Source organism: Bradyrhizobium sp. 40, assembly GCF_023100925.1.
In the GTDB taxonomy this organism is placed as follows: Bacteria; Pseudomonadota; Alphaproteobacteria; order Rhizobiales; family Xanthobacteraceae; genus Bradyrhizobium.
This window is the reverse complement of sequence record NZ_CP064688.1, coordinates 1,735,997-1,759,059: the sequence shown is the minus strand read 5'-3', so window position 1 is coordinate 1,759,059 and position 23,063 is coordinate 1,735,997. Positions and strand designations below refer to the sequence as shown.

The 23,063-nt window shown below is 60.2% G+C and carries 22 protein-coding genes; 9 read left to right on the top strand and 13 right to left on the bottom strand.

All coding sequences use genetic code 11. The features are described 5' to 3' along the window. Positions 1–71: 71 nt before the first annotated feature. The 3 genes from IVB40_RS08410 to IVB40_RS08400 all read right to left on the bottom strand — a co-directional run bounded on the left by IVB40_RS08410 (position 72) and on the right by IVB40_RS08400 (position 3,434). A complete protein-coding gene (locus IVB40_RS08410; protein WP_247439260.1) occupies positions 72–1,004 on the bottom strand; it encodes an MmgE/PrpD family protein in 933 nt (310 codons plus the stop codon). Further along, a complete protein-coding gene (gene tcuA / locus IVB40_RS08405; RefSeq protein WP_247439259.1) occupies positions 1,001–2,521 on the bottom strand; it encodes an FAD-dependent tricarballylate dehydrogenase TcuA in 1,521 nt (506 codons plus the stop codon). The genes IVB40_RS08410 and tcuA overlap by 4 nt, the downstream gene beginning before the upstream one ends. 208 nt (positions 2,522–2,729) lie before the next feature. After that, positions 2,730–3,434 carry a GntR family transcriptional regulator gene (locus IVB40_RS08400; RefSeq protein ID WP_247439257.1) on the bottom strand — a complete coding sequence of 235 codons (705 nt, stop codon included), beginning with the start codon at positions 3,432–3,434 and terminating at the stop codon, positions 2,730–2,732. Positions 3,435–3,598: 164 nt separating this feature from the next. Between IVB40_RS08400 and IVB40_RS08395 the strand changes: the two genes are divergently transcribed. Together IVB40_RS08395 and prpB are read left to right on the top strand one after the other, a co-directional pair. Next, positions 3,599–4,864 (top strand): PrpF domain-containing protein, encoded by a 1,266-nt coding sequence (locus tag IVB40_RS08395; protein ID WP_247818598.1) that lies wholly within the window; start codon positions 3,599–3,601, stop codon positions 4,862–4,864. 21 nt (positions 4,865–4,885) lie between these two features. Next, a complete protein-coding gene (gene prpB / locus IVB40_RS08390; protein WP_247439253.1) occupies positions 4,886–5,809 on the top strand; it encodes a methylisocitrate lyase in 924 nt (307 codons plus the stop codon). 178 nt (positions 5,810–5,987) lie between these two features. On the opposite strand, the gene IVB40_RS08385 is transcribed toward prpB, so the two are convergent. After that, positions 5,988–6,248 carry a hypothetical protein gene (locus IVB40_RS08385; RefSeq protein ID WP_256468210.1) on the bottom strand — a complete coding sequence of 87 codons (261 nt, stop codon included), beginning with the start codon at positions 6,246–6,248 and terminating at the stop codon, positions 5,988–5,990. A gap of 153 nt (positions 6,249–6,401) precedes the next feature. On the opposite strand from IVB40_RS08385, the gene IVB40_RS35860 reads away from it, so the two are divergent. Further along, positions 6,402–7,979, top strand: coding sequence for a nitroreductase family protein (locus IVB40_RS35860; protein ID WP_346283282.1), 1,578 nt, complete (start codon positions 6,402–6,404; stop codon positions 7,977–7,979). 281 nt (positions 7,980–8,260) lie between these two features. Here IVB40_RS35860 and IVB40_RS08370 read toward each other — a convergent pair whose 3' ends face one another. From IVB40_RS08370 to IVB40_RS08355, 4 genes are all read right to left on the bottom strand, one after another. Beyond that, positions 8,261–9,028, bottom strand: coding sequence for an SDR family oxidoreductase (locus IVB40_RS08370; protein WP_247439238.1), 768 nt, complete (start codon positions 9,026–9,028; stop codon positions 8,261–8,263). Further along, complete coding sequence (locus IVB40_RS08365) at positions 9,025–10,461, bottom strand: MFS transporter (protein ID WP_247439236.1); 1,437 nt, start codon at positions 10,459–10,461, stop codon at positions 9,025–9,027. The genes IVB40_RS08370 and IVB40_RS08365 overlap by 4 nt, the downstream gene beginning before the upstream one ends. Positions 10,462–10,532: 71 nt before the next feature. Beyond that, a complete protein-coding gene (hisD, locus tag IVB40_RS08360) occupies positions 10,533–11,840 on the bottom strand; it encodes a histidinol dehydrogenase (protein ID WP_247818596.1) in 1,308 nt (435 codons plus the stop codon). Positions 11,841–11,854: 14 nt separating this feature from the next. After that, positions 11,855–12,805: a cyclase family protein gene (locus tag IVB40_RS08355; RefSeq protein ID WP_247818595.1), complete on the bottom strand. Its 951-nt coding sequence runs from the start codon at positions 12,803–12,805 to the stop codon at positions 11,855–11,857. A 158-nt stretch (positions 12,806–12,963) separates the two neighbouring features. Here IVB40_RS08355 and IVB40_RS08350 point away from each other — a divergent pair, with 158 nt between their 5' ends. Next, positions 12,964–13,758: a TetR/AcrR family transcriptional regulator gene (locus IVB40_RS08350; protein ID WP_247818594.1), complete on the top strand. Its 795-nt coding sequence runs from the start codon at positions 12,964–12,966 to the stop codon at positions 13,756–13,758. A gap of 588 nt (positions 13,759–14,346) precedes the next feature. Here the strand turns inward: IVB40_RS08350 and IVB40_RS08345 are convergent. After that, positions 14,347–14,484 (bottom strand): hypothetical protein, encoded by a 138-nt coding sequence (locus IVB40_RS08345; protein WP_247439228.1) that lies wholly within the window; start codon positions 14,482–14,484, stop codon positions 14,347–14,349. A gap of 48 nt (positions 14,485–14,532) precedes the next feature. Here IVB40_RS08345 and IVB40_RS08340 point away from each other — a divergent pair, with 48 nt between their 5' ends. After that, positions 14,533–15,153, top strand: a complete 621-nt coding sequence (locus IVB40_RS08340) for a TetR/AcrR family transcriptional regulator (RefSeq protein WP_247439226.1) — start codon at positions 14,533–14,535, stop codon at positions 15,151–15,153. Between the two features lie 304 nt (positions 15,154–15,457). Here IVB40_RS08340 and IVB40_RS08335 read toward each other — a convergent pair whose 3' ends face one another. The 4 genes from IVB40_RS08335 to IVB40_RS08320 all read right to left on the bottom strand — a co-directional run bounded on the left by IVB40_RS08335 (position 15,458) and on the right by IVB40_RS08320 (position 19,816). Next, entirely contained in the window at positions 15,458–16,480 is a 1,023-nt protein-coding gene (locus IVB40_RS08335; protein ID WP_247439224.1) for a P1 family peptidase, read from the bottom strand. A gap of 13 nt (positions 16,481–16,493) precedes the next feature. Further along, positions 16,494–17,498 carry an alpha/beta hydrolase gene (locus tag IVB40_RS08330; protein WP_247439221.1) on the bottom strand — a complete coding sequence of 335 codons (1,005 nt, stop codon included), beginning with the start codon at positions 17,496–17,498 and terminating at the stop codon, positions 16,494–16,496. Between the two features lie 157 nt (positions 17,499–17,655). After that, a complete protein-coding gene (locus tag IVB40_RS08325) occupies positions 17,656–18,525 on the bottom strand; it encodes an NmrA family NAD(P)-binding protein (RefSeq protein ID WP_346283281.1) in 870 nt (289 codons plus the stop codon). 466 nt (positions 18,526–18,991) lie between these two features. Continuing rightward, positions 18,992–19,816: a helix-turn-helix domain-containing protein gene (locus IVB40_RS08320; protein WP_247439217.1), complete on the bottom strand. Its 825-nt coding sequence runs from the start codon at positions 19,814–19,816 to the stop codon at positions 18,992–18,994. A 355-nt stretch (positions 19,817–20,171) separates the two neighbouring features. Between IVB40_RS08320 and IVB40_RS08315 the strand changes: the two genes are divergently transcribed. The 4 genes from IVB40_RS08315 (at position 20,172) to IVB40_RS08300 (ending at position 23,048) form a co-directional block, all read left to right on the top strand. Continuing rightward, positions 20,172–20,516, top strand: a complete 345-nt coding sequence (locus IVB40_RS08315; protein ID WP_247439215.1) for an antibiotic biosynthesis monooxygenase — start codon at positions 20,172–20,174, stop codon at positions 20,514–20,516. A 344-nt stretch (positions 20,517–20,860) separates the two neighbouring features. After that, complete coding sequence (locus IVB40_RS08310) at positions 20,861–21,313, top strand: SRPBCC family protein (RefSeq protein WP_247439213.1); 453 nt, start codon at positions 20,861–20,863, stop codon at positions 21,311–21,313. A gap of 283 nt (positions 21,314–21,596) precedes the next feature. After that, the gene (locus IVB40_RS08305; protein ID WP_256468209.1) at positions 21,597–22,319 is read left to right on the top strand and encodes a LuxR family transcriptional regulator; all 723 of its coding nucleotides are present in this window, start codon (positions 21,597–21,599) and stop codon (positions 22,317–22,319) included. A gap of 99 nt (positions 22,320–22,418) precedes the next feature. Then, entirely contained in the window at positions 22,419–23,048 is a 630-nt protein-coding gene (locus IVB40_RS08300) for an acyl-homoserine-lactone synthase (protein WP_247439209.1), read from the top strand. Positions 23,049–23,063 lie beyond the last annotated feature (15 nt).

The window sequence follows — 23,063 nt, the reverse complement described above, 5'->3', positions numbered from 1 at the left end:
GCGCGGCTTTTGTCAGGTGATGCTCGTCATCTACGATGGCGGCCTAACGTCATCGCCCTCGTTCGCGGGACTTAAGGAACCCAGTTGGTCTCCTCCGGCTCATGCATTCCGCGTGGCGCGAAGATGACCTTCTTTGGTGCTGCTCGCGTGCCGCGTCCCTGCAATAGGCGCGAAACCGTCGCGAGGTCCTTCACCTTCTCGATCGTCTCGAGCCGCTCGAAGAGCGGAGCGATATCATCGCGCGGCAGGACGGCGCCGGCGTGCTGATCGAACTGATCCCAGAGATCGGCGGCCGGCGGCGAATGGACCGCAAGGAGATCGAGAGCTTGCGCTCCCGACGGACCGTCGCCTGCGGCGCGCTGATCGCCTTCGGTCATCTGATGGCAAGACGCCTCGTCCATCGCTTCGGCCAGCAACGCGGCAAGCAAAGCATGTCTCAGGCTTTCACCGACCATGAGCGCTTCAGCTCCGCCCTGCCCGGTTGCGGGATTGCCCGCCATGAGCAGCGCGGCCGCAATCTTCGGCCGACTCAGTCCGAGCAATCGGGCCGCGGCCGCGACGCTGCCCAGCACGGCAGCTCCGAGCTGGCCAGCCGGCGGCAGTGAGTGCGAAATCTCGGCGCCTGCCATCAGCGCGACAATGAACTCCTGGCCGGTTTTTCCACGCTCCTCGCACAGGGCGAACAGCGCGACGACAAAGGCTGCATTCGCGGCATTGGGCGCCGCCCTGGATCCAGCGACGGCCGCCGTAGCGTTAATCAACGCGGCATCGACCGCGCTGGTGCGCCGTTCAGTGCCGAACACAACCGACGCGCCGCCGCTCGCCGCGATACCCGATGTCGCAAGCAACGCCTGGGTGATGGCGGCCGGCGCGCCGGACAGCGTCTGTCCGAACGCCGTGATGATGGCGGCCTTGGCTCGTCCAACAGCCTTTGCATCGCGCTGCTCCAGATCGTAGCTATTGATCCGCTCCGCCAGGCTCGACATCTTGGCGCTGACGCTCATTGCGCCGCCACCGCTTTGGCCGCCGCCACGCTCTGCTGGCCAGCTGCGTTTCGGCCTGCGATCCTGCCGAAGGTCGCGCCCGAGACGAGACCGGTGCCTGCGGGATAGTTGTCATAGAAGAGGCCGCCGACCAGTTCACCGCAGCAGTACAGACCCTTGATCGGGCGCCAGTCGGTGCCGATCACCTCGGCGTTCTCGTTGATCTTAAGGCCGCCAAACGTGAAGGTGATGCCGCCCGTCGCGCTGTAGGCATAGTAGGGCGGCTTGTCGAGCCGTAGCGCCCAATTGGTCTTCTCGATATCGAGGCCCTTGGTCGACAGGCCGTCCTTCTTGGTGGGATCGAAGCCTTCGTCCTCCGAGCGGGCATGATCGTTGTAGTTCACGACCGTTTTGATCGCCTGCGCCTTGTCATCGATATCGAGCTGCGTGATCAGCTCCTCGAGTGAATTGGCCTTGATCGGATCGCTGGTCGAATAGCGCGGCTCGAGCAAATGGACCACCTTGCTGTCGAACAGCTGATAGGCCTTGGCGCCGGGCTCGGCCAGGATGGCGCGGCCGAATTTGGCGTAAGTGAAGAGCGCGCCGTCTTCGCCTTCGTCGACGAAGCGCTTGCCCTTGCGGTTGATCATCACGGAATAGACGTAGGACAGGCGATTGCTGCGGTCGGTCATCTCGCGCGGCGCGAAGTCACCCCAGTCGGCGCTGATCGGCGTTGCATGGCAGCCGCTCCACTGCCCCCACGGCATGGCGCCGATGGCGAGTGCCATGCGCAAGCCGTCGCCCTGATTGTGGGGCGTGCCGCGAACCTTCGCGGCGCCGACGAGCGGGCCGATATGCTGCGTGCGCATCTGGACGTTTGCTTCAAAGCCGCCACAGCCGAGCACGATCGCCTTCGCACCGAGCGACTTGACACCTTCGTCATCCTTGGACTTGACACCGACGACGCGACCATTGTCATCGACGAGCAGCTCCGAGACGGCGTTGCCGTAGCGCACCTCGATGCCCATGCGCTCGCAGGTCGAAAACCAGCTGCGGGAAAGACCAACGCCTTCGTGCGCCGCGCGTACAACGAGACCGCGCGCCCAGACCATGACGTTGTCTTTCTTGACGGCGGAAAGGCTGATTGCCGGCTCCATCTTGATGGCGCCGGTATCCTTCATCCAGCGAACGGTCGCTTGCGAGTTCGACACGAGAAGACGAGACAGGATCGGATCCGTGCGCCCGTTCGTGACACGCATGAGATCGCCGTGAAAGTCTTCCTGCGTGTAAGGTGAAATGCCGTCGTAGAAGTTTTCGAATTCGTCTTCGACGCCAGGCAGCAGAGCTCCGATCTCGCGCGGCTCGTCATAGGCGAAACGCAGAACGCCGCCGCTCCAGTGCGTGTTTCCGCCTCGCATGTCACGGGGAGCTTTCTCGAGAACGACGACACGATCCGCGCCGTTTTCTTTCGCCGAGACTGCCGCAGCCAAAGCAGCGTTTCCCGCGCCAACGACGATCACATCGAACTCTTCGTGCATTTCCATTCCTTCCCGCCGAGCCTTGCTCTTCTATCTTCTGTATTCTGACGGATACCAGTGTATACATTGGAATGCAAGACGGGTCGACGAGATTCCGATTCCTACGGAAATTTTAGTGAAAACAGTATCTTATGGCAGGTTCTGTGGGTTGACCGAGGATCGAAGACAGCTGCGCAAACGGCGACGCCGGCGCAGCCCGCCCGTTGATTCAGCTACCGTCCCGTTCGCGACGGTCCTCGAGATCACGCTCTTTTGCCAGGATGGCCCGACGGGTCTCGAGCGCGCTCAGGACATGCGCCCGCGCAAGCCGATCGGCCTTTTCCCCTTCTCTTTGCGAAATAGCCTGCACAATTGCAGCGTGCTCGGCCTGAGCGACGGCGAAGCGGCCCTTCTCGGCCAATGTCGTTGGCCCCAGAAGAGCGATGGCATCTTGCAGAGCCGACAAGCTCTTTTCTAAGTAGCGGTTGTGCGAAGCTACTTGAATGGCGTCGTGCAGCTCCCTGTTGTGCCGATAGAGCTTGAACGGCTCGCGGTCGAGCTTTTCACCTTCGGCGACAAGTCGCGCCAGTGCAGCAAGATCTTTTGGACTTGCATGCTTTGAGGCCATCGCAGCTGCGGTGCCTTCGAGAGCCGCGCGCATCTCGTAGAGTTCTTCGACCGCATCCATGTCGAGAACGGACACGACAAGCCCGGTTCTCGGCCGGAGATCGAGCAGGCCGTCGAGCTCGAGCCGCGTCAGCGCCTGACGGGTCGGAGTTCGGCTGATGCCCAGGTGTTCCGCCAGTTCGATCTCGCGCATGCGCCGACCTGGGGCGAAGCGCCCCTCGATGATCTCACGCCGCAGTGCCGCGTAAGCGTAGTCAGCAGCAGACGCGAACTTCGCGCGGTCCGGCAACACCATCTGGTCGTTCATAAAGTCATCCCGATCTCATTCAGCAGGCGTTGCTCGTACCAGCGTGACGCGCCAAACCGTCCATCAATGATCTGCGTCCGATCCTTCCGCCCGTACAAGGCACGCGAAGGATGCAAGATAATCGGCGTCCGACCACCTGTTTGGAAAGAGGCCAACTGCGCCCATTGATCAGAATTAAGGGTAGCAGCTCGCCTCTGAAATGTATACACTGGTATCCAACGTATACAATGGTATGCAGGGGAGCGATACTGGTGCCGCAGAACAAGCTCAGAGCCACTTTCATGCGCGGCGGCACGTCGAAAGCCGTCGTATTCAACAGACAGGATCTGCCGGCAGATCCTGGCCAATGGGATCCGATCTTCCTGTCCGTCATGGGCTCGCCCGATCCCAACGGCCGCCAACTGGACGGGATGGGCGGCGGGCTGTCGTCTCTGTCGAAGGTTTGCGTCGTCGGCGCGCCGACGCGGCCGGATGCCGACATCGACTATACGTTCGCGCAGATCTCTGTGAAAAGTGCCGCCGTCGACTACAGCGCAAATTGCGGCAACATGTCTTCGGCGATGGGCCCGTTCGCTGTCAGCGAAGGCCTGGTGGTGGCGCCCGCGAACGGCGAAGCCGTCGTGCGCATTCACAACACCAACACCGGCAAGATCATCGTTGCACGTTTCGCCATGGCTGACGGGGACGTCGAGACCGACGGCGACATGACGATCGACGGTGTCGGCGGACAGGGCGCGCCCGTCCGGTGTGAATTCGTCGATCCAGGCGGCACCAGGACCGGACGGCTGCTCCCGACCGGACGCGCATCCGATCATTTCGATATCCTCGGCCTCGGCGCAATCGAGGCGTCGCTCGTCGACGCCGCCAATCCTTGCGTCTTCGTCGACGCCAGTTCGCTTGGCAAGGACGGCAGCGAGATGCCTGAAGCCCTCGAGGCCGATCCGGTCTTTCTCGAACGGATGGAGGCGATCCGCTGCGCGGCCTCCGTGGCGATGGGTCTTGCACCCGACGCCGCGGCAGCTGCCAATATCCCGAGCGTGCCCAAAGTCGCGATGATTGTGTCGCCGCGGCAGATGACGACGCTGTCGGGGCGGAAGCTTGAGCCTTCGGACATGTCGCTGGGCATCCGGATGATCTCCATCGGTCAGCCGCACCGCGCGGTCCCGATCACCGGCGCCGCTTGCTTGGCAATCGCGGTGCGCATCAAGGGCACGCTTGCGAACCGGATGGTCCGTGCCGGCGATGGCCCAATCACCATCGCCCATCCCTCCGGCACGACCGTTGTCGACGCGGCCGTAGAACATGCCGATGATCCCGCGAAGGCCCGCGCCATTCATGGCGCAGTGTATCGCACCGCCAGACGGCTGTTCGACGGCAGCGTGTTCTATCGACCGGCCAAAGCGGCTGCGCAAGCGCGGCGCAGCGCGTAAACGATCCCGGAGTTCCAGACGATGACTTATCTCGTTGCCGCCGATCTTCCCCGAGAATCGGCCGGACGTCGCTTTCGCGACCTATTGAAGCGTCCCGGCATCCTGCCACTACCCGGCGCTCACAACGGCATGGCGGCATTGCAGGCCAAGGCGGCCGGCTTCGACGCGCTTTATCTCTCAGGCGCAGCCATGACGGCGTCGATGGGCCTGCCCGATCTCGGCGTCATCACCGTGGATGAGGTCGCCTTCTTCGTCCGCCAGATCGTCCGCGCGGCTGGGCTGCCCCTCCTCGTCGACGCCGACACCGGCTATGGCGAGGCGCTGAACGTGATGCACGCGACCCGAATCTTCGAGGACTCCGGCGCGGGCGCCCTTCACCTCGAAGATCAGATCCTGCCCAAGAAGTGCGGCCATCTCAACGATAAGAAGATCGCTGATGCGCACGATATGGCGGCCAAGGTTGCGGCCGCAGCGAAAGCGCGGCGCGATCTCGTGATCATCGCCAGGACCGACGCCGCCGCAAGCGAAGGCCTCGACGGCGCGGTCGCCCGCGCTAAGCTCTATATCGAGGCGGGTGCGGATGCGATCTTTCCGGAAGCACTCAACACGGCCGAGATGTTCCGCGCCTTCGCCGAGCGCATGCCTGATGTCCCCCTGCTCGCCAACATGACGGAGTTCGGAAAGACGCCGTTCTTCACGGCCGCTGAATTCGAGGCCATGGGCTACGCGATGGTGATCTGGCCGGTCTCTTCACTCCGCATGGCGAACAAGGCCCAGGCAGAGCTTTATGCGGCGATTTCTCGCGACGGCGGCACACACAAGGTCGTTGAGCGGATGCAGACGCGGGCGGAGCTCTACGCAACGATCGGTCTACACGACTACGAAGCTCTCGACTCGTCGATCGTGCAAACCATCGTTCCGGCCGGGATGCCGCAACGCAACTAAGATTGCGAGTTGGACTTCGCTGAGTCGACGTATGCGGGCATTGATCGTCGATGCCAGCAGCGCTGCGCGCCTCGGTGACTGCTGCTCGCCCTGAAAGGTCAGTGGGGTAGCAGGCCCGCGAGCTCGCCGCGCAAATCGACCGGCCACGCTCCTCATCTAGTCATGCATCGGCGCGTTCTCAGCCCTTCGGCTTGATCTCAACGCCGGAGACTGACGAAATGAAGGCCGTGCTGAGCGACTGAAGAACTCCGTTCACCATACCGCCTACGATCGCACCCCGAATGTTGCCCATTCCACCGATGATCGCAGCCGCAAACCCATTGAGCGTCATGGCAAGGCCGACATCGAACTGGGTGCTTATCATCGGTGTGAACACCACGCCGCCGATCGCACCCAACAGAGCCGCAAGACCGAACGACATAGCCACCATCCGCTCCACCGGAATTCCCTCGCGATCTCGGACAGGGGTTACGTCATGCATCTTGGCCAGGTCGCGATCGAGGGGCCTGCGCAGGAGTTGCTTGGCAACGCGATGTGAAGCGGCTGTTCCTCGGTGAAATTCCCGAAAGCATGAAGGCGCTGAGTATGTCCGATGCTTAGCGAAACCTCGAATTCAGCAGCCGTCGACGAGGCGATCCGGACACGCCGCTCCGTCCGGGCCTTCCTGCCAACGGCAGTTGATCGCGCGACTATCGAAGATCTGCTCGAGCTCGCCGCGCGCAGCGCCAGCGGCAGCAACATCCAGCCCCGGCGAGTCAGAGTGGTCGCCGGTGACGTCGAGGCGCGTCTGGAAAACGCGATCTGCGACGCGGTCGCGCGCGAAGGGATCGAGCCCTATCAGCGCGAGTGGAACTACTACCCGGTCAATTGGCGCGAACCGTTCCTCGGGAGCCGTCACAAGATCGGCTGGGACATGTACAGCCTGCTCGGCATCCCGAAGGGCGATTTCGAGGGTAAGCAACACGCTCGCATGCGCAACTACGCGTTCTTCGGCGCGCCCGTCGGCCTGATCTTCACCCTGGACGAAGACCTCGAAATCGGAAGCTGGCTCGATCTCGGGATCTATTTGGGTACCCTCATGGTCGCGGCTCGCGGCCACGGGCTGCACACCTGCGCCCAGGCGGCCTTCGCCGATTTCGATACGATCATCCGACCGCTTCTCAAACGTGCCCGAAAACGAAGTCATCATATGCGGCATGGCGCTCGGCCATGCCGATCACGATGCGCCGGTGAACCGGCTGATGACCGAGCGCGCGCCCCTGACCGACTATGCCAGCTTCATCGGCCTGTGAGGATTTGCGATGGTGCTGCATTTGCCCGGAAAGATCGTTGTCGCGGAGGTCGGAGCGCGCGACGGGCTGCAGAGTTTCCCGCGTTGATCGAGACCGCCATCAAAATTGCGATAATCGATCGTCTCTCCGACCTCGGCCTTCCTGTGATCGAGGTTTCCAGCTTCGCCCATCCGAGGATTGTGCCCCACCTGCGCGACGCCGAAGAGGTGATTGAGCGCGTCAAGCGCCGGCGCGGGACGATTTATCGCGCGCTGGTGCCGAATGCGCGGGGCGCCGAGCGGGCCGCGAAGGCCAAAGTCGACGAGATGCTTGGACTGATCACGATCAGCCCGACCTATACCCGCAAGAACCAGAATATGTCGATTGACGAGGCGATCGCGCAGAACCTGGACTCCTTTCGGATCGCGGAGACGAACGGGATCGCCTTTGTAATGGCGCTCGGGATGTCGTTCTGGTGCGCCTATGAAGGGCTGATTCCCGAAGACAACGTCATCGCTGTGGTGCGCCGACTCCATGACGGCGGCATCCGCCGCTTCTACCTCGCGGGCTCGCTTGGAATGGAAGACCCTGCTCACGTCAACCGCCTGTTCAGACGGCTAGGTGAGCTGTTTCCGCAAGCGGCCCTTTGGATTCCATGTCCACAATCTCTCGGGTATGGCGACGGCCAACATCCTGGCTGCGCTCGATGCCGGCGTGACGTGGCTGGAAGGCGCGATCTGCGGCATCGGCGGCGGCATCGCTATGCCGACAACGCTCGGATCTGTCGGCAACTTTCCGACCGAGGATCTCGTCAGCATGCTGGCCGAGATGGGTATCAAGACCGGTCTCGACCCGGAATGTACGATCATGCTGTCGCAGGAGATCGCAGCGCTGCTTAACATTGCCCCGCAAAGCCACCGCGGTAGCGGCGCCACCCGCAGGATGATGGCCGTACTCGCCGCCAACAATCCAAATGTGAGATATTCATGACACCTCGTCCGACCTATCGGTCGCTCGCGATGCGATTCATCGCTACTTCGGCCCGAGTCTACGTCACCTTTGAGCACGCCGTCGATGCACGACTGACTACGGAACGCGCCGTGGGTTTCGAACGCCGCCCACATCACATAGGTCATCGATGCGGTCCGCTAACATTTCAGAGCCTCCCTGGCATCGGGCGCTAATCCGCGGTCCATCCACCGTCGACGATGAGTGATGAGCCCGTCATTAGGGCAGACGCATCGGAGGCGAGAAACACGATTGCCCCCATCAAATCCTCGACCGTGCCCACGCGCCCCAGCTTAATCCTGGAAAGGACGTCGGCCTTGAAGTCGGGGTCTGCGAAAAAGGGCCTCGTCATCGGGGTCTCTATGAATGTCGGACAAAGCGTGTTGACACGAACGCCATGGGGGGCGAACTCAACCGCGGCCGACCGCGAGAACCCCTCTATAGCCCATTTGCTTGCGCAGTAGATCGAGCGACGCGCACCTCCGACGTGCCCCATCTGCGAAGACATGTTGATGATCGAGCCGGAGCGGTTTGCCTCCATGAGTCTTTTGGCGACCGTCTGTACGACAAAGAATGCCGCCCGCACGTTGAGACCGATGACGGCGTCAAAATCATCGATCGTCACCGCTACCATGGGCATCGGACGGTTGGTGCCGGCATTGTTGAGTAGAATGTCAAAGGGCTCGCTGGATCTGATCCTCATTGACGCCTGCTCCACGTCCAGGACATCCAGAACCATGGTATCGGCAGACAGGCCTTGCGCGCGCAAGCTTTCACAGAGAAGGTCAAGCTCGGCAGCGGTGCGGGCCGCAAGCGTGACGTGCGCTCCCGCAGTCGCCAAGGCGACGGCGGCCGCCTGGCCGATGCCCCGGCCAGCGCCGGTGACCAGGGCGCGCCTGCCATCGAGCCGGAATGAAGGTGTCTGTGGGAGAGGTTTCATGAGCTTGGTCCTTTCACACTCGCAGGTGAAACCGGAGCGCGCTCGGATGATGTCGAACTGAGTGCTCGTAGCTCCCACTCGAGATCCTCAACCGTGCGCCCCTTTGTTTCCATTCCGAAAACCGCGAATGCCAAGCCCGCCAGCGCGTACCAGCAGGCAAAGTAGATGAACGCCGTGGAAAAAGAGATGCCGGAAGAAGCGGGAACGACATCCGACGACGCGCCGACGATGAACGCTAAGCCCATCGGGCCGATCACCTTCCCCAAGCCACCGAAACCGTACCCCGCACCCATCCCGGTCGCTCTGAGCGCCGTAGGCCAGACTTCGGCCGAATACGGACCAACGACGGCAAAACCCCCTTCCCCGAACAGGAAGGAGAGCGCCAGCATTCCGACGAAAGCGACCAAGACGGAAGCGAGCGCATCGCCGAATAGGGCCGCGGCCAGCAACATCGCCGCGGCGCCGAAGCTGGAGATCAGTCCCGCAGGCCGTCTTCCGGTTTTTTCCGATAGAACCGAGAAGCCGATTCGCCCGAGCAAGGCGGCGCTGGTCACGAAGATCATGTAGAACGCGGCGGAGGTAGGCGGCACGTGCAGGACGTGCACGAGCAGTGTTGGAGCCCACAATGTGAGGCCGTAGTAGCCGGTTTGCATCCCAAGGTTTGACAGGAAGGACAGCGCGACGCTGCGCGGATATCTGAGCAGTTCGCCGAATCCAGGTTTATCCTGGGGCACGCTGTCAATAGCCAAAGGCAACTCGGACGGATCGACCTCGATCGCCCACGCAATCGAGTCCCGGGCTTCTGAAGTTCGACCGTTGCGCAGTAGCCATCGCGGGGACTCTGGTATCCAGACGCGCAACAGAAGCGCCGCCGCACCGAGGCCGACGCAGATGCCCATAAGGCCACGCCAGCCGACCGTAGGAGCAACGAAAGCGACCATCGCGGAGCCAAGCAAGAAGCCGAGCGGAACGGCCGCCGTCACGAGGCCACTCACCTCTCCCCTTCGGGATGCCGGAACGAACTCCTGAATCAAAGGCAGATCGACGCAGTAGAGGCCGCCCGCACCGAATCCGATCACGAAGCGGAAGAGAGTGAGATAGATCCAACCGTATTCGGCGCTATCGGGCGTGAACACCAAAGCGCCGGTACCCAGCGAAAACAGGGCGAGCGTGCTCAGGAAGACGCGTCGGCGGCCGATCCGGTCGGCGAGCCATCCGAAGAACGCAGCTCCCGCAATGGCACCTAGTCCGGACGACAGCAGAATTATGGAGGATGTTCCGAACGTGAGCTTCCATGGCTTAGAAACGAAAGTGAGGACGAAGCCGATTAGGAAATAGTCCAGAAACTCGAGGACCAGTCCGAATGCGCCAGCAAATATCAGCTTCTTCTGATTGAACGTTAGGTCCGAGCGTTCATCAAGAGCAGACAACATAATGCATCCCATCCCGCCCCTCGGGCGAACAAGTCATTCCGCGATTGATTTGAAAGGCTCTTGCCTGACGGCTACTCGGCAGCCTCGCCGTAGGGGACGTTCCGGCCTCCGTAGCGGCGAACACGCACGTTTGCCTGCTCGGCATGCCCAACAAAGCCTTCGAGCATGCACAAGCGCGAGCAATATCCGCCGATCATGGCGGAGGCCGCGTCGGTCGTGACCCGCTGGAACGTCACCGTCTTCATGAACTTGCCGACCCAGAGGCCGCCGGTATAGCGGGCGGCCTTGAGTGTCGGGAGAGTATGATTTGTGCCGATCACCTTGTCCCCGTATGCCACGTTGGTGCGCGGTCCGAGAAAAAGGGCGCCATAGTTGGTCATGCGGTTTAGGAAATAGTCGGGATCTCTCGTCATGACCTGGACGTGCTCCGAGGCGATCCGATCGGCTTCGGCGACCATCTCCTGGTCGCTCTCACACACGATGACTTCGCCGTATTCCTCCCAGGCCTTGGATGCAACATCGGCGGTCGGCAGGATCCGGAGCAACCTGCCTATCTCGCTCATGGTATCCTGCGCGAGCTTATGGGATGTGGTGAGCAGGATGGCTGGAGAATTCGGCCCGTGCTCCGCCTGGCCGAGGAGGTCGGTCGCGCACAACTCACCATCAACAGTGTCGTCCGCAATGACCAAGGTCTCGGTCGGGCCCGCGAAGAGATCGATACCGACCCGGCCGAAGAGTTGCCGCTTCGCTTCGGCGACAAAAGCGTTGCCTGGGCCAACGAGCATATCGACGGGGGCTATGGACGCCGTGCCGATCGCCATCGCACCGACGGCCTGGATGCCGCCGAGACAGTAGATCTCGTCGGCACCGGCAAGGTGCTGAGCCGCTACGATCGCGGGCGCGGGCCGCCCCTTATACGGTGGCGCGCACGTCACGATCCGGCTCACGCCGGCGACCTTGGCGGTGATGACTGACATATGGGCCGAGGCCAATAGAGGATATTTGCCGCCGGGCACGTAGCAGCCGGCCGAGTTGACTGGGAGGTTCTTGTGTCCGAGAACCACGCCGGGAAGAGTTTCGACCTCGACGTCGTGCATCGACTCCCTCTGGTGCCCCGCGAAGTTGTGCACCTGTTCCTGTGCGAACTTGATATCGTCGATGTCGCGCTTGGAAAGCTGACCGAGGCACGACCTGATCTCTTCCTCCGTAAGGCGATAGTCGCCCCGATCCCACCCGTCGAATTTCGTGGAGAGCTCCCTGACTGCAGCGTCGCCGCGTTTCTCGATGTCGGCAAGAATTTCCTCCACCGTCGCGCGGACCCTGGCCGCATCCTCCGCCCGGAGTGCCGCGTCGCGGCCACGCTTGAGATATTCAGCCATGTCGATCTCCCTCGTTACTTGATGGCCTGAGGATTGGTAGGAGAGCCCGCCCCACCAGGGAGGTGCAGCGGCGGCGCGCAAAAGAAGAATTCGTAGACCTTATCCTGCGCGCAATCCTCTGCCAGGTCCTTCACATAGAAGATCTCCCCCATCGAGATTCCCATCGAGGGAATCACGACCCAGTGCCACGGCTGATTGGCTTCCTTGGTTTCGTTGGGGCGCACCTCGCAGCCCCAAGTGTCCGAGCAGATCGCGGCCACATCCTTCTCACGGAGCCAGAAACAGGTCTCGAATCCGAATCCCGGCGCGTTCCCTCCGGCGTAGCCAGACCAATCCTTCTTGGCGAGGCAGCGCTCCTGGTGGCCGGTGCGGACGATCACGAAGTCACCCTTCTTGACCACCACTTTCTGTGCTTCAGCGCAGCATGTCAGGTCTTCGGACGTGATCGCGTAGCCATCATCCAAATGATCGACGCTCTTGAAACGGGCGACATCCAGAAGAATGCCGCGGCCGACCATCTTGTCGCGGACATGCTCGATGCCGAGCTTTTTCGCCCCTCGCACGTCTACGAGCGAAGCGTCGTACCCGTTATACATTTTATCGTCGAGGAAGACGTGGCAAAGCGCATCCCACTGCGTTGACGCCTGACAAGGCATGTTGATCGCGTCGTCCGCATACCGCAGGTAGGGAAACGGCTCATCCTGATTTCCGAGCTTCGCATCAGTGCCGGTCGCGAGCATCGTGTGGATCGGATTCCATCGGCCCCCGAAGAGACCCGACTGAATTGGTTCCTTCAACGAGAGCCCGAGGGAGAACACCTTGCCCTTACGGATCAGTTGCCCAGCGCCGACAATGTCGGTCGGTGTGACGTTGTTGAGAGTGCCTATCTGGTCGTCCGCTCCCCACCTACCCCAATTTGAAATCTTCTCCGCGGCCTTCAGAATGCCCGCCCTGTCCAGCTTCACGATATCGCTCCCTCAGGCTTCGTTATCGTTTGATAACTTGTCAGCGCTGGCGCACTTTTGCAAGGGCGTTTTCCACCACAAAGCCAAATGCTCCATGTTATCGGTTGATTACTTACCGATAACAGGGTCCGGCGGATTTATTGCGCTGAAGTAACCGCATGGGTATAAAGCTAAATTCGAAGTTCCGCGCTCCGAACTGGGGCGAAGCTGCAGGCAAGACCATGAAGAAGAGCGACAAGCAGAAGCCGCTTGCCCGAAGTCCAAAAGGAAAAAAGGCGGCGGCGAAGCGGATGCGCTCGACATCCCGCTCGTCGCAAACTACTCGCCTTCCCTTCGAAGAACGCCGTCGATTGATCGTACAGAAGGCGGCCGAGTTCTTCGCCGAGTCAGGCTTCAGCGCCACGACGCGGGAGCTGGCGGAACACTTGGGGACCACGCAGCCTCTCATGTACAAGTACTTTAAGGGAAAGGAGGAATTAATTGACGAAGTCTACCGCAGCGTGTTTCTGGACGTGTGGAGCGACCACTGGGACGAGCTTTTGGTCGACAGGACGCAATCCATCGAAGATCGATTGATTGAGTTCTATATTAGCTACACAGACGTCATCATGAACCGCGGTTGGATGCGGATGTACCTGTTCGCGGGACTTAAGAACGTGGGGATCACGAGTTCGTACATAAAGCTCGTCGAAGAACGTGTCATACGCCGCATCGCAATCGAGGTCTGTTTCGCTCGCGAGGTGGTCTTCGATTCGAGCAGTGAAGCTCGCTATCTGGAGATAGCGTGGGCTCTCCAAGGAAGCATTTTCTATTACGGGGTCAGAAAGCACGCATATGGGCTTGATCCTCACGTCGACAAGAACAGCCTGATCCGCGATACGGTCCACATCTTCCTTGGATCATGGCCATGCGATCGGAAAATGTCATCATCTGCTCTGAAGGGCGTCTCTTAGGTCTGGGAGAGCTATGTCGAAGCCCTCCTTGCACCATCAGCGTCGGCCGGCAAGTACCGCTTGAGAAGGCCCAGTTGGACCTGTCATGCTCGCTGGCCAAATTGCACTCATTCGAGAAGGAGCTTCGTGCGACTTCGTGAGCCGGCGCGCGCGGAAGGCTAAGACGAGGAACTGCCCGTCTTCCATGACCACATTGCAGTTCACGACTTTGACCTGCGCGGGACAGAAATTTAGCGCCTCTTCTTTGCAGGTTGGGCGACAGGTCCGGGGTCTGGCGCTTCGCGAACAGCATGTTCGTCGCAACCACCAGGTTCCGACTGCGGTCTCATAGCTCAGCTCTCGCCGATAGCGGGCCACTGGATCCCGCCCAAATCGAAGACCGGGTAGGTACGCTACCAAGCTGCGAGCAACTTTGCGTCTCATGCAGCGCTTAAGCCCCAGTGAGCTGATCGAAACCGGCCATCAGACTCATTGGGCTTTGTGATTGACCACCGAATTTGGCTGGTCGAAACGGGGCGCCGGTCGGCACGATTAATACATAGATCGCCTGGATCGGTCATCCAGGAAATTCTACCAATATCCGGACGTTCAGCGTACGTGGATATCGAGTCCGGTGCCACCATCCTTCGCGCGGAAACGCCGCGATTGCGACAGCTTGAGATCGGCAATCGCAATACCAACCCGATCGGCTATTGTCACCATCGACTCAGGATCCCAATCGTCCATGGTCAATCCACTACTTAGGGCACCCCAGGTAATTCTGACGAGTGTAGAATGTCAATAGCCAAGCGACAGCGTCGTACACCGGAAGCAGCAAAATTTGCCATTCTCGATGCAGCAGAGCGGCGATTACACGACGACGGTCCTGATGGCGTGCGCATCCAACGCATTGCCGCTGATCTGAACATCACGGACGCGGCCGTCCACTATCATTTCGGCACTCGCGAAGCGTTGATGGACGCCCTCCTGCGGCGCATCGGGCGGCGGCTGGTGGATGACATTGAATCTACCATTCAAAAATGGGCGCCTGACCAGATTGACGTCGCCGCCCTCGGTAGGCTTTTTCAGCGCACCTATGCTGACGAGCGAGCCGCGAAGCTCGCCCTCTGGCTTAGCGTCGCTGGCCACCGGCCAAAAGGATCGGGCATGCTCAAGCCGCTGGTCGAACGAGTTCATAGAGCGCGGCTAGAATCGGCCCGGAAGGCCAAGCGAACTGCGCCGCGGATCTCTAGCACCCAGTTCTCCATAGCACTCTTGAGCGCTGCCCACATGCTTGCGGCGATGTCCGGCGAAGCGTTGATGGCAAGCGTTGCCGAAGATCCGGCTGGCCTCCACCAGCGCGACTTTCTCGACTTTGCAGTCAAGTTGATCGCTCGCCATCTTGCGGAGGGGTGACCAACCGCCAACTTCGAAGAAATTCGGATCCTGGCGCCGGGAATGCCAAAGCCGTACTCTTCTTCCGCCGCGCTTTTCACAGCACCTTGCCGACATTCCTATCAAACCGCCAAAATTGCTGCGATCTCGCAACACGATGCGGCGGCCGGAATCCGCTGAGCCGGGCTGCGCCTGCAGAAGGCTCCGCGAGCGATCCCCCACGCTGTGCACTTTCAACGTTGTAGACGTTCGTGACAGTTCGTGGAGCGTTCACAGCGAAGTGCGTGGACGCGAGCTTCGTGAACCTAGACTGATACAAGCCTGATCAAGGTTCTATCGTCGGGCGCTTCCGGTGACCCGAGGCTGCATGGACCTCGCGCCAGCTTGGCGGCGCCACGCCGTTTGAGAGCGGTGTTGCTTCATAGATGCCCCTCGCGATGGCACGCGCGAGGCACTCGGCGGCCATCATTCCGATTTCGGTGAGGTCAGTGAGGTCGGCCGTACGCGCGGCCCGACCTGTCGTCGCCGCGAATACGATGTCCCCGTCCATCGGCGCGTGAGCCGGCCGCAGCGAAAGCGCAAACCCATCCTGGGCCATGATTGCGACGCGCTTCATCTGCGCCTTAGTCAGGGCCGCGTCGGTCACGACCACGCCGATGGTCGAGTTGGCCGGTGCGTTTCCCTTAATTCTCATTTGCAGATCTTCGCGGGTGGGTTCGCCGCCCTGCCCGAGGCCACCGAACTCCGCCTCGTGCTCGTATGGCGCCGCCCAGAAGTGCGGCCCCTTGCCGCGTGTGGCACGTCCAACCGCGTTTACGCCGACCAGCGCGCCAACTCCGAAGCCGTTGGACGTGACCGCGCTGGCGGATCCAAGTCCACCTTTGAGGTCATAGGTGGTCAGGCCATAGCCGACGCCGGCCGTGCCGAGGGTGAACGTCGCACCCGCAGAGCTCGCCGCCTGGTAGCCGAGATCCCAATAGGGTGGCCGGTGTCCCCAATCCTTGTTCCCGCCATTCGCCAGATCGAACAGAATCGCGCCGGGGACGATCGGCACGCGCGCAGGGCCGACCGCTAACCCTCGCCCGAGTTCAAGCAGGTGTGCCTGGACGCCACCGGGGGCATCCAGACCGAACGCCGAGCCTCCGGACAACACAATCGCGTCGACTGATGAGACTGTCATCTCCGGTTCGAGGAGGGCGCCGTCGCGAAGACCCGGCGCGCCGCCGTGTATTGCAATCGACGCAACAGCCGGTTGCTCGAAGAGAACGACGCTCACTCCTGAAGCAACGCGCTGGTCCTCCGCGTTTCCGACCAGGACACCTTCTACGTCCGTAATTAGGTTCCTCATATCAGCTCCTGGCTTAGCCATCCTGTGCCGTGCAGTGTTCAACGTCTTCGAGCGTCATGCACGGCAGCCGTCCGCCCCAAAAATCCCTCATCGCATTGGCCAGCTCACGCGGATTGTCTTCCTGAACGTTGTGGCCCGCGCCGGGGATGTTGAGCCACCGCCCGTTGGGGAATCGGGCGGTGAAATTGTGTGCAGCGTCTTCAGTGACGATCAGGCTATCGCCGCCTCTGGTCAGCAGAAACGGCGCGGGCATCTCGTGGACCCGCGCCTCGAATCCCGCCAGATGGCGCAGGATCGCGGCAAAGTCCGTTGGACGACGGCGGTCGCTCTTCCAGATCAGGCGCCCGTCGCGGCCACGCTTTAGCAGGACTTGCATTCGATAATGCAGCCGCTGTGGATCACTCTTCGGACTGACGGCAAGCGCCATCTCGACGACTTCGTCAATCGTGGAGGCGCTACGAAAGTCGCTTATGAAGCCGCGCATCCGTGCCGTTGCGGCAAAGATCGGCCGCGAGACCACATCGACCATCGTGAGGCTCGCGGTGCGGTCCGGGTGGCGCAGCGCGAACTCGCAAGCCACGATACCGCCCAACGACATGCCGGCGACGTGCATGCGTTCGATCGCCAGTCCGTCGAGCACGGACGCTACGTCGGTCGCACAGCTTTCCATCGAATAGTCGTTCGCCCAATCGCTGGCGCCGTGGCCGCGCAGGTCGAGCGCCACGATTCGGAAATCGGCCCGAAGCCCAAGGGCGACATAATCCCAGGTGCGGGCCGTGAGGGCGCCGCCATGCAGCAGCACCGCAGACGGCCCCAGACCGCCCCAATCGAGGGCGTGGATGTCGGGTCCGCGTGGCGTGCGGAGGCGCCGCGATCGCGGCGGCGCGAGATCGGTAAAGGAAACGCCGAGCCGGGTGGCGATGGCCGCCAGCGCTTCGGGATACCAATCCTCCATGGACAAATTCCTTACTTCGGCTCTCCTAAGTAACCTCTGCCCAAAAGGGATGTCAATGGCCACGCGACCGCGTCGAACCCGGCAGGTCGCCAAGTTGCGATCCCAGATAGCGCCGAACGGCGACTGCACGACGAGGGCCACAACGCACTGAATTGCGTATCAAGGCTCCAAACCGTCGAAGTTGCGCGCTGACCAACTTCCACGTGATGACACCAATACGTCAGCCGGTCTCAGAGCGTGCTACGAGACTATTGATATAGAGCTCGAGCGTCGTCGTGCCTCGCAATGCCTCAGCAGGCATGTCGAATCCATTGTCGAGGCTCACTTCCGTCATCCGGGTGTAGGATAAAGCGGCCGCCTCTGAAAACCCGAGCCGCAGAAACGCATCATACCACTCCGCCCGCGGCGCCACCTCAACATCTATTGGCCGTCCGAGCGCTTTGGAAAAAGCCCTCGCGACTTCTGCGGATGAATAACGCTTTGGGCCTTCCACATAGCGGACACCCGCATCATCAGTGCCGGACAACAATCTATCCGCGGCAAATCGGCCGAGATCCCGCGGGGCAACCATTGGGACGGGGAGATCAGCGGGAAACATGCTCGGCAGCTTGCCTGTGCTGCGAACGGCGCCGAGCAAGCTGTCCCAGTTGCTCATATAATATGCCCCTCTATTTATCGCAGCTGGGATCGACTGCTGCCTCAGGCCCTCCTCGAGCTGCCACAGAGTGCTCAAATCGCCGATCCTGTCGCCGGATTGCGCGCCGCCAGTTGACACCGCGACGACTTTTTCCAGCCCCGATCCTGCCAGCGCTGCGAGAATGTTGCCTATGGTGGATTTCTCAACAGCGTCGGTGTCTGTACTCGGATCGGCAGGCGGGTTGAGAAGCAAGGCGCGGCGACCGCAGCCAAGTGCTGCATGGAGCGACGAAACGTCGTTGACGTCTGCCTCAACAATCTCGGCTCCCTTCGCACGCCAGCCGCTTGCGCGGCTGGAATATCGGGTGATAATTGTAACCGCCTTCCCCCGATTGAGCAGTATGTCCGCCGTTGCCGAGCCAACGTGTCCGGTGCCCCCCATGATAACATACATCTGCATTCCTCCGTTTCATCCGCTAGGGTAACTCTCACATGCTGGGGCAGTTTCTGGTGGATCCTCCGAGATAGCCCACTTGCGATTTTTGATTGGCAGCGTTCTTAATGGCCGGTACGGACGATGACGAAATCGCCCTTGCGGATGTCGATGCCCTGTTGTGCGGCCGATGGGCGCAGGAGCGATAAACAGCGACTGGAGTCGTCGCAATCAAGCGCTTGATTGGCTCGCGCGAAAGATGCGCATCGCAAACATTTCGATCTTTGTAAGGCTCGTAGACCAGCAAACGGCCGCTATCGTCCTGAGCCCGGTGAACATTGCAGGTGATCGCCCTGGTCAATAGCAAGTCATTTGGAGTAGGTTGCGTTGAACAAGCTCAACCTTCGCCATTGGGGACTGCCGGGCGCTCATCTCGGCGAGTAGCAAGTACATCGCGGCTTCTTCCCGCTCTCGCCAATTTGGCTGATTAATTGACGCCGCCCCGCAACGAAGTATTGTAAAAATGGGGCTTGGTACGTGCCAGCTTCAAATGCCGTACAGGCGACCCCAATTTGAGTTCAGCAAAGGAGTGAATAAAATGTGCCTGATCGTAGAAGCCATGCGAAAGCACTACGTCTAGAATGCGCGCAGACGGGTCCAGCAATAGCTCGCGCATAACATGTTGAACTCGACTTAATTTTCGAAACTCTACAGGTGTCTGGGCCGTCAGCGTTTTAAACCGACGCTCCAATTCTCGTCGCGCCACGCCGCATCGTGACGCAAGTTTATCTATCGAAGCTGCAGCATGATTTTGATAGATCGCCGAGATGGCATTCTCGACAACTTCGTCCGAGCGCCTGTGCTGAAGTTGCTCAAGTAGGAAGCGCTGAATTGATTGCAATGCCGCGTCTCTCGAATGAGCATTGGACACATCGAGCGAGAGCTGACGGCCCCCGCTCTTCCACAGCTCCGCCGCACACAGAGTTCCGTCGATCAGATCCTTGCCGGGCACGTCGAGAAATCTGTGCATTCGACCAGCTCGCAATCGCACGGCGATAAAGCCGACGTCGCTCTGAGGGCGCAAGTAAATAGGCCTTCGTCGCACGCAAATCAGGTGTGCATCGTCGAATGCATGATCCTCGCCATCTCGGCATTGAACAAATGGCGCGCGATAGTGAAAGAATATCTCCGCTCCGGTGCCGGGCAGCAAGGTAGGTAGCTCGACCACCTCTTCGCCGATACTTTCCCATACCCACAAACGTTCGATGTAGGGGCGCAACGGAGCGATCGGGACGATATTGAACTTGTGCATGGCCGTCTCGCTCCTTACCCTCTCAATTCTTCGTCGGCTCCGGATTACCGGCGATCGCCTCTCGACGTAGTCACAATCCAGTCCGTTTCGTGCGAGTTTTGCAGTATAGCGCTATGATCAACTGCAGCAATGTTGTTTGAAAATCGGTCAGGTGAGGTCGCAGATCGGTTGTCGGCATCTTGGCCTGCGACACACCACTCGATGAGATAGTCTTGGGCGAGGCAACTAGCTGAGGCCTCAAGGTCGCTTGTCGCAATTTTACAATACAGAATGGCATCATCCCTGCAAGCTGTGGCGCTAAGTACCGCCATGGTCAGAGGCGCTCGGCGATCTCATCATCAGAAGGCTACAATTCATGATCGCTGTTATTTTCGAGTCTTGGCCGGCTCCTGGAAAGAAGCAGAGCTATCTAGATATGGGTGCTGCCCTCTCCGCTCATTTGGACTCGCTGGATGGATTCATCTCGATCGAGAGGTTCCAGAGCGTCGTAGATCCGGGAAAGCTCCTGGCCCTATCGATCTGGCGGGACGAAGCAGCTGTCGACAATTGGCGGCGCACGCAAGTTCACCGCGCTGTGCAAGCGGGTAGCCGACGCGACGTTTTCAACGACTACCGGCTGCGCGTGGCCACGGTCATACGCGATTACGGAATGCATGATCGCAACCAAGCGCCTATGGACAGTCGTCATGTACACGACTGACACTTCTCACGGAGGAGTGCCTGCGCAGAGCATCAACACGCCAGTTGCCGTGCTCCGCTTTGCCTTTCTCTCCGACATACCGGGCCTCGAGAAACGATCCGGCGCTTAAATAGCTAGCGAATGCTTTTGGGGCCGCGAAAGTTGAGTTGTCATTCTGCGTTTCTAAAAGCTGGTCTTCAGCGAGCAGTCGCGACCGCAATCCTGAGACTAGACGGCTCAATGTCGATGTGAATTGACGGCAGTGCCAGCCGGCGAGCCGAACCCGAAAGCGCGGGCTGGACTATGGCACTTGACAAGAGCTGGAGTCGCGGATCGGGAGACTTGGGGCAAACTGGAGAAGCGAGATGGGTAAGCCGGAATTTGTCTACGTAACCTTCATCGAGACCACACCTGAGAGACTGTGGCAGGCCTTGACGTCGAGCGATCTCTCGAAGCTCTATTGGTTCGGCGCGGAACTACGAAGCGACTGGAGAACTGCTTCGCCCTGGGCTCTCGTCATGGACGGCATTACCACCGAGACTGGAGAGATTCTCGAGGTCGATCGGCCAAGGCGGCTATCCTACACATTCAAGCACGTCACCAATGAGGATTATCGGAACGAGAAGCCGTCCGCAGTGGCGTTCATACTCGAACAGCATGGCAGGCTGGTCAAGCTGACGCTGACCCATGAAGGGTTTGCCGATGGCAGCAAGCTGCTAGACGGCATCTCTAAAGGATGGCCTGCCATCATGTCGAGCCTCAAGACCCTGCTAGAAACTGGCACCGCGCTGGAGATTCCAGTCTCGGCGCTCGGTTGAAGCACCCCGTTGTCGCATGCATGAGACCTGCCAATCGCCCACTCGAACTTCAGCAGCTTGCGCAGCCGGACCCGCGCTTTCGCGCGTCAGGTTTTCGAAGTTGATGGGCCGCAGGCGCAAGCTAGCTCGGCATTCGTGATCTCGCTGGTTATGTTGAATGAACCGGTGCGGATCGATGCCTCACAAGGACGCGGCCGGGTCAAATAATGCCCAATTGTCGGCTACTCGGGTAACGCACACCGGCCGGCAGAGCTAATTCACCTTCAAAGCGGGCGCAAATGCGGTGCGGGTCGTTCTTCAAGCTTTTGTAGATCGTCTCATCGAGAGTCGAAATTCGGAGGACCTGAGAGACGGGATGGCCGACACTGCTGCGGCGCTCGATCTCTGCTGCTTCGCCTATCTTTCTGTTCGAGGCGCTCCGAGCGCCGATGCGATCCTGATTTCGAGCTATCCTTCGACGTGGACTTCACACTATTTGCAAAAGCAATATGAGACGATCGATCCAGTGATCGCTCAAGCGCTCCGTCAGCCAAGTCCATTCAGTTGGGGCTTAGGAGTAGGGCCTACCCCGAACTCAGATATGGAACGTGAGCTATTCGACGAAGCAGCTCGCTTCGGCATTCGTTGCGGATTCACCATTCCGATACACGACAGCAGCGGAGCAATCGCGGCTGTTACGTTTGCTGCCGATGAGCGACGGTCGACGTTCGAGCGCACAATACATAAGCATGCAGACGTTCTACAGCTCATGGCGATCTACTTCCACGCCCACGCGCGCCGTAAGATCGCATCTGCCTGTGCGATTGATGGAATTACCCTTTCGCCACGGGAAGCCCAATGCCTCCAATGGGCGAGTGAAGGGAAATCGGCTTGGGAAACCGGGAAAATTATGGGAATCTCCCATCATACGGTGGCGTTTCATCTCGAAAATGCAAGGGCGAAGCTCGGCGTCCGATCAACGATCCAGGCGGTCGCTCGTCTCACCTCAGCGAAGTCTGGCATTTGAATCACGTAACTGGAAGCTGTCACCCTCCTTAGTTGAGGAGGATGCGCGCTCGTGAGGGTTGTTCTTCAATAGACCATCGTCAGTCTTTGGAGGCACATCATGATGCAGACCATCACGCCCGCATTTTATGGAGTATTTGCCGAAGAACTAGCCGAGATGCATCGGCTTCGGTATCGAGTGTTCAAAGACCGTCTCCAGTGGGACGTCGAAATCAGCGGCGATATGGAGGTAGATGAATTTGATGCGCTGCATCCCATCTACTTGATCCAGCGAGCGCGTGACCACCGCATTCAGGGCTGCGTGCGAATGCTGCCGTCGACGGGACCAACCATGTTGCGCGAGGCTTTTCCAGCCTTGCTGGACGGAAATTCCTTCCAAGGAAGTCCTTCAATTTGGGAAAGCAGCCGTTTCGCGCTCGACGTTGATGATGCCGCGCGTACGACGCTGCATGGCTTGGCCAGCGCAACTTACGAGCTCTTCGCCGGCATGCTCGAGTTTGGTCTTTCGCGACATCTGACTGACATCGTTACCGTTACGGACACGCGCATCGAACGCATCTTGCGTCGTGCCGGATGGGTCCTACGCCGAACCGGCCAACCACGAAGATTCGGCAACACGGAGGCAGTTGCTGGTTACCTCGAGGTGTCGGTGGAATGCCTGAGGCGCGTGCGGCATGCGGGAAAGCTGCAATCGCCGGTGCTTTGGGAACCTGCGGTGAAGGCCGCCTAGGAGGGCAAATCTAAG

Excerpts from the sequence above, each read along its gene's own strand:
- IVB40_RS08410 (WP_247439260.1), bottom strand. The coding sequence starts at position 1,004 with ATGAGCGTCAGCGCCAAGATGTCGAGCCTGGCGGAGCGGATCAATAGC.
- tcuA (WP_247439259.1), bottom strand. The coding sequence starts at position 2,521 with ATGCACGAAGAGTTCGATGTGATCGTCGTTGGCGCGGGAAACGCTGCT.
- IVB40_RS08400 (WP_247439257.1), bottom strand. The coding sequence starts at position 3,434 with ATGAACGACCAGATGGTGTTGCCGGACCGCGCGAAGTTCGCGTCTGCT.
- prpB (WP_247439253.1), top strand. The coding sequence starts at position 4,886 with ATGACTTATCTCGTTGCCGCCGATCTTCCCCGAGAATCGGCCGGACGT.
- IVB40_RS35860 (WP_346283282.1), top strand. The coding sequence starts at position 6,402 with ATGCTTAGCGAAACCTCGAATTCAGCAGCCGTCGACGAGGCGATCCGG.
- IVB40_RS08370 (WP_247439238.1), bottom strand. The coding sequence starts at position 9,028 with ATGAAACCTCTCCCACAGACACCTTCATTCCGGCTCGATGGCAGGCGC.
- IVB40_RS08365 (WP_247439236.1), bottom strand. The coding sequence starts at position 10,461 with ATGTTGTCTGCTCTTGATGAACGCTCGGACCTAACGTTCAATCAGAAG.
- hisD (WP_247818596.1), bottom strand. The coding sequence starts at position 11,840 with ATGGCTGAATATCTCAAGCGTGGCCGCGACGCGGCACTCCGGGCGGAG.
- IVB40_RS08350 (WP_247818594.1), top strand. The coding sequence starts at position 12,964 with ATGGGTATAAAGCTAAATTCGAAGTTCCGCGCTCCGAACTGGGGCGAA.
- IVB40_RS08345 (WP_247439228.1), bottom strand. The coding sequence starts at position 14,484 with ATGGACGATTGGGATCCTGAGTCGATGGTGACAATAGCCGATCGGGTT.
- IVB40_RS08340 (WP_247439226.1), top strand. The coding sequence starts at position 14,533 with ATGTCAATAGCCAAGCGACAGCGTCGTACACCGGAAGCAGCAAAATTT.
- IVB40_RS08335 (WP_247439224.1), bottom strand. The coding sequence starts at position 16,480 with ATGAGGAACCTAATTACGGACGTAGAAGGTGTCCTGGTCGGAAACGCG.
- IVB40_RS08325 (WP_346283281.1), bottom strand. The coding sequence starts at position 18,525 with ATGTATGTTATCATGGGGGGCACCGGACACGTTGGCTCGGCAACGGCG.
- IVB40_RS08320 (WP_247439217.1), bottom strand. The coding sequence starts at position 19,816 with ATGCACAAGTTCAATATCGTCCCGATCGCTCCGTTGCGCCCCTACATC.
- IVB40_RS08315 (WP_247439215.1), top strand. The coding sequence starts at position 20,172 with ATGATCGCTGTTATTTTCGAGTCTTGGCCGGCTCCTGGAAAGAAGCAG.
- IVB40_RS08310 (WP_247439213.1), top strand. The coding sequence starts at position 20,861 with ATGGGTAAGCCGGAATTTGTCTACGTAACCTTCATCGAGACCACACCT.
- IVB40_RS08300 (WP_247439209.1), top strand. The coding sequence starts at position 22,419 with ATGATGCAGACCATCACGCCCGCATTTTATGGAGTATTTGCCGAAGAA.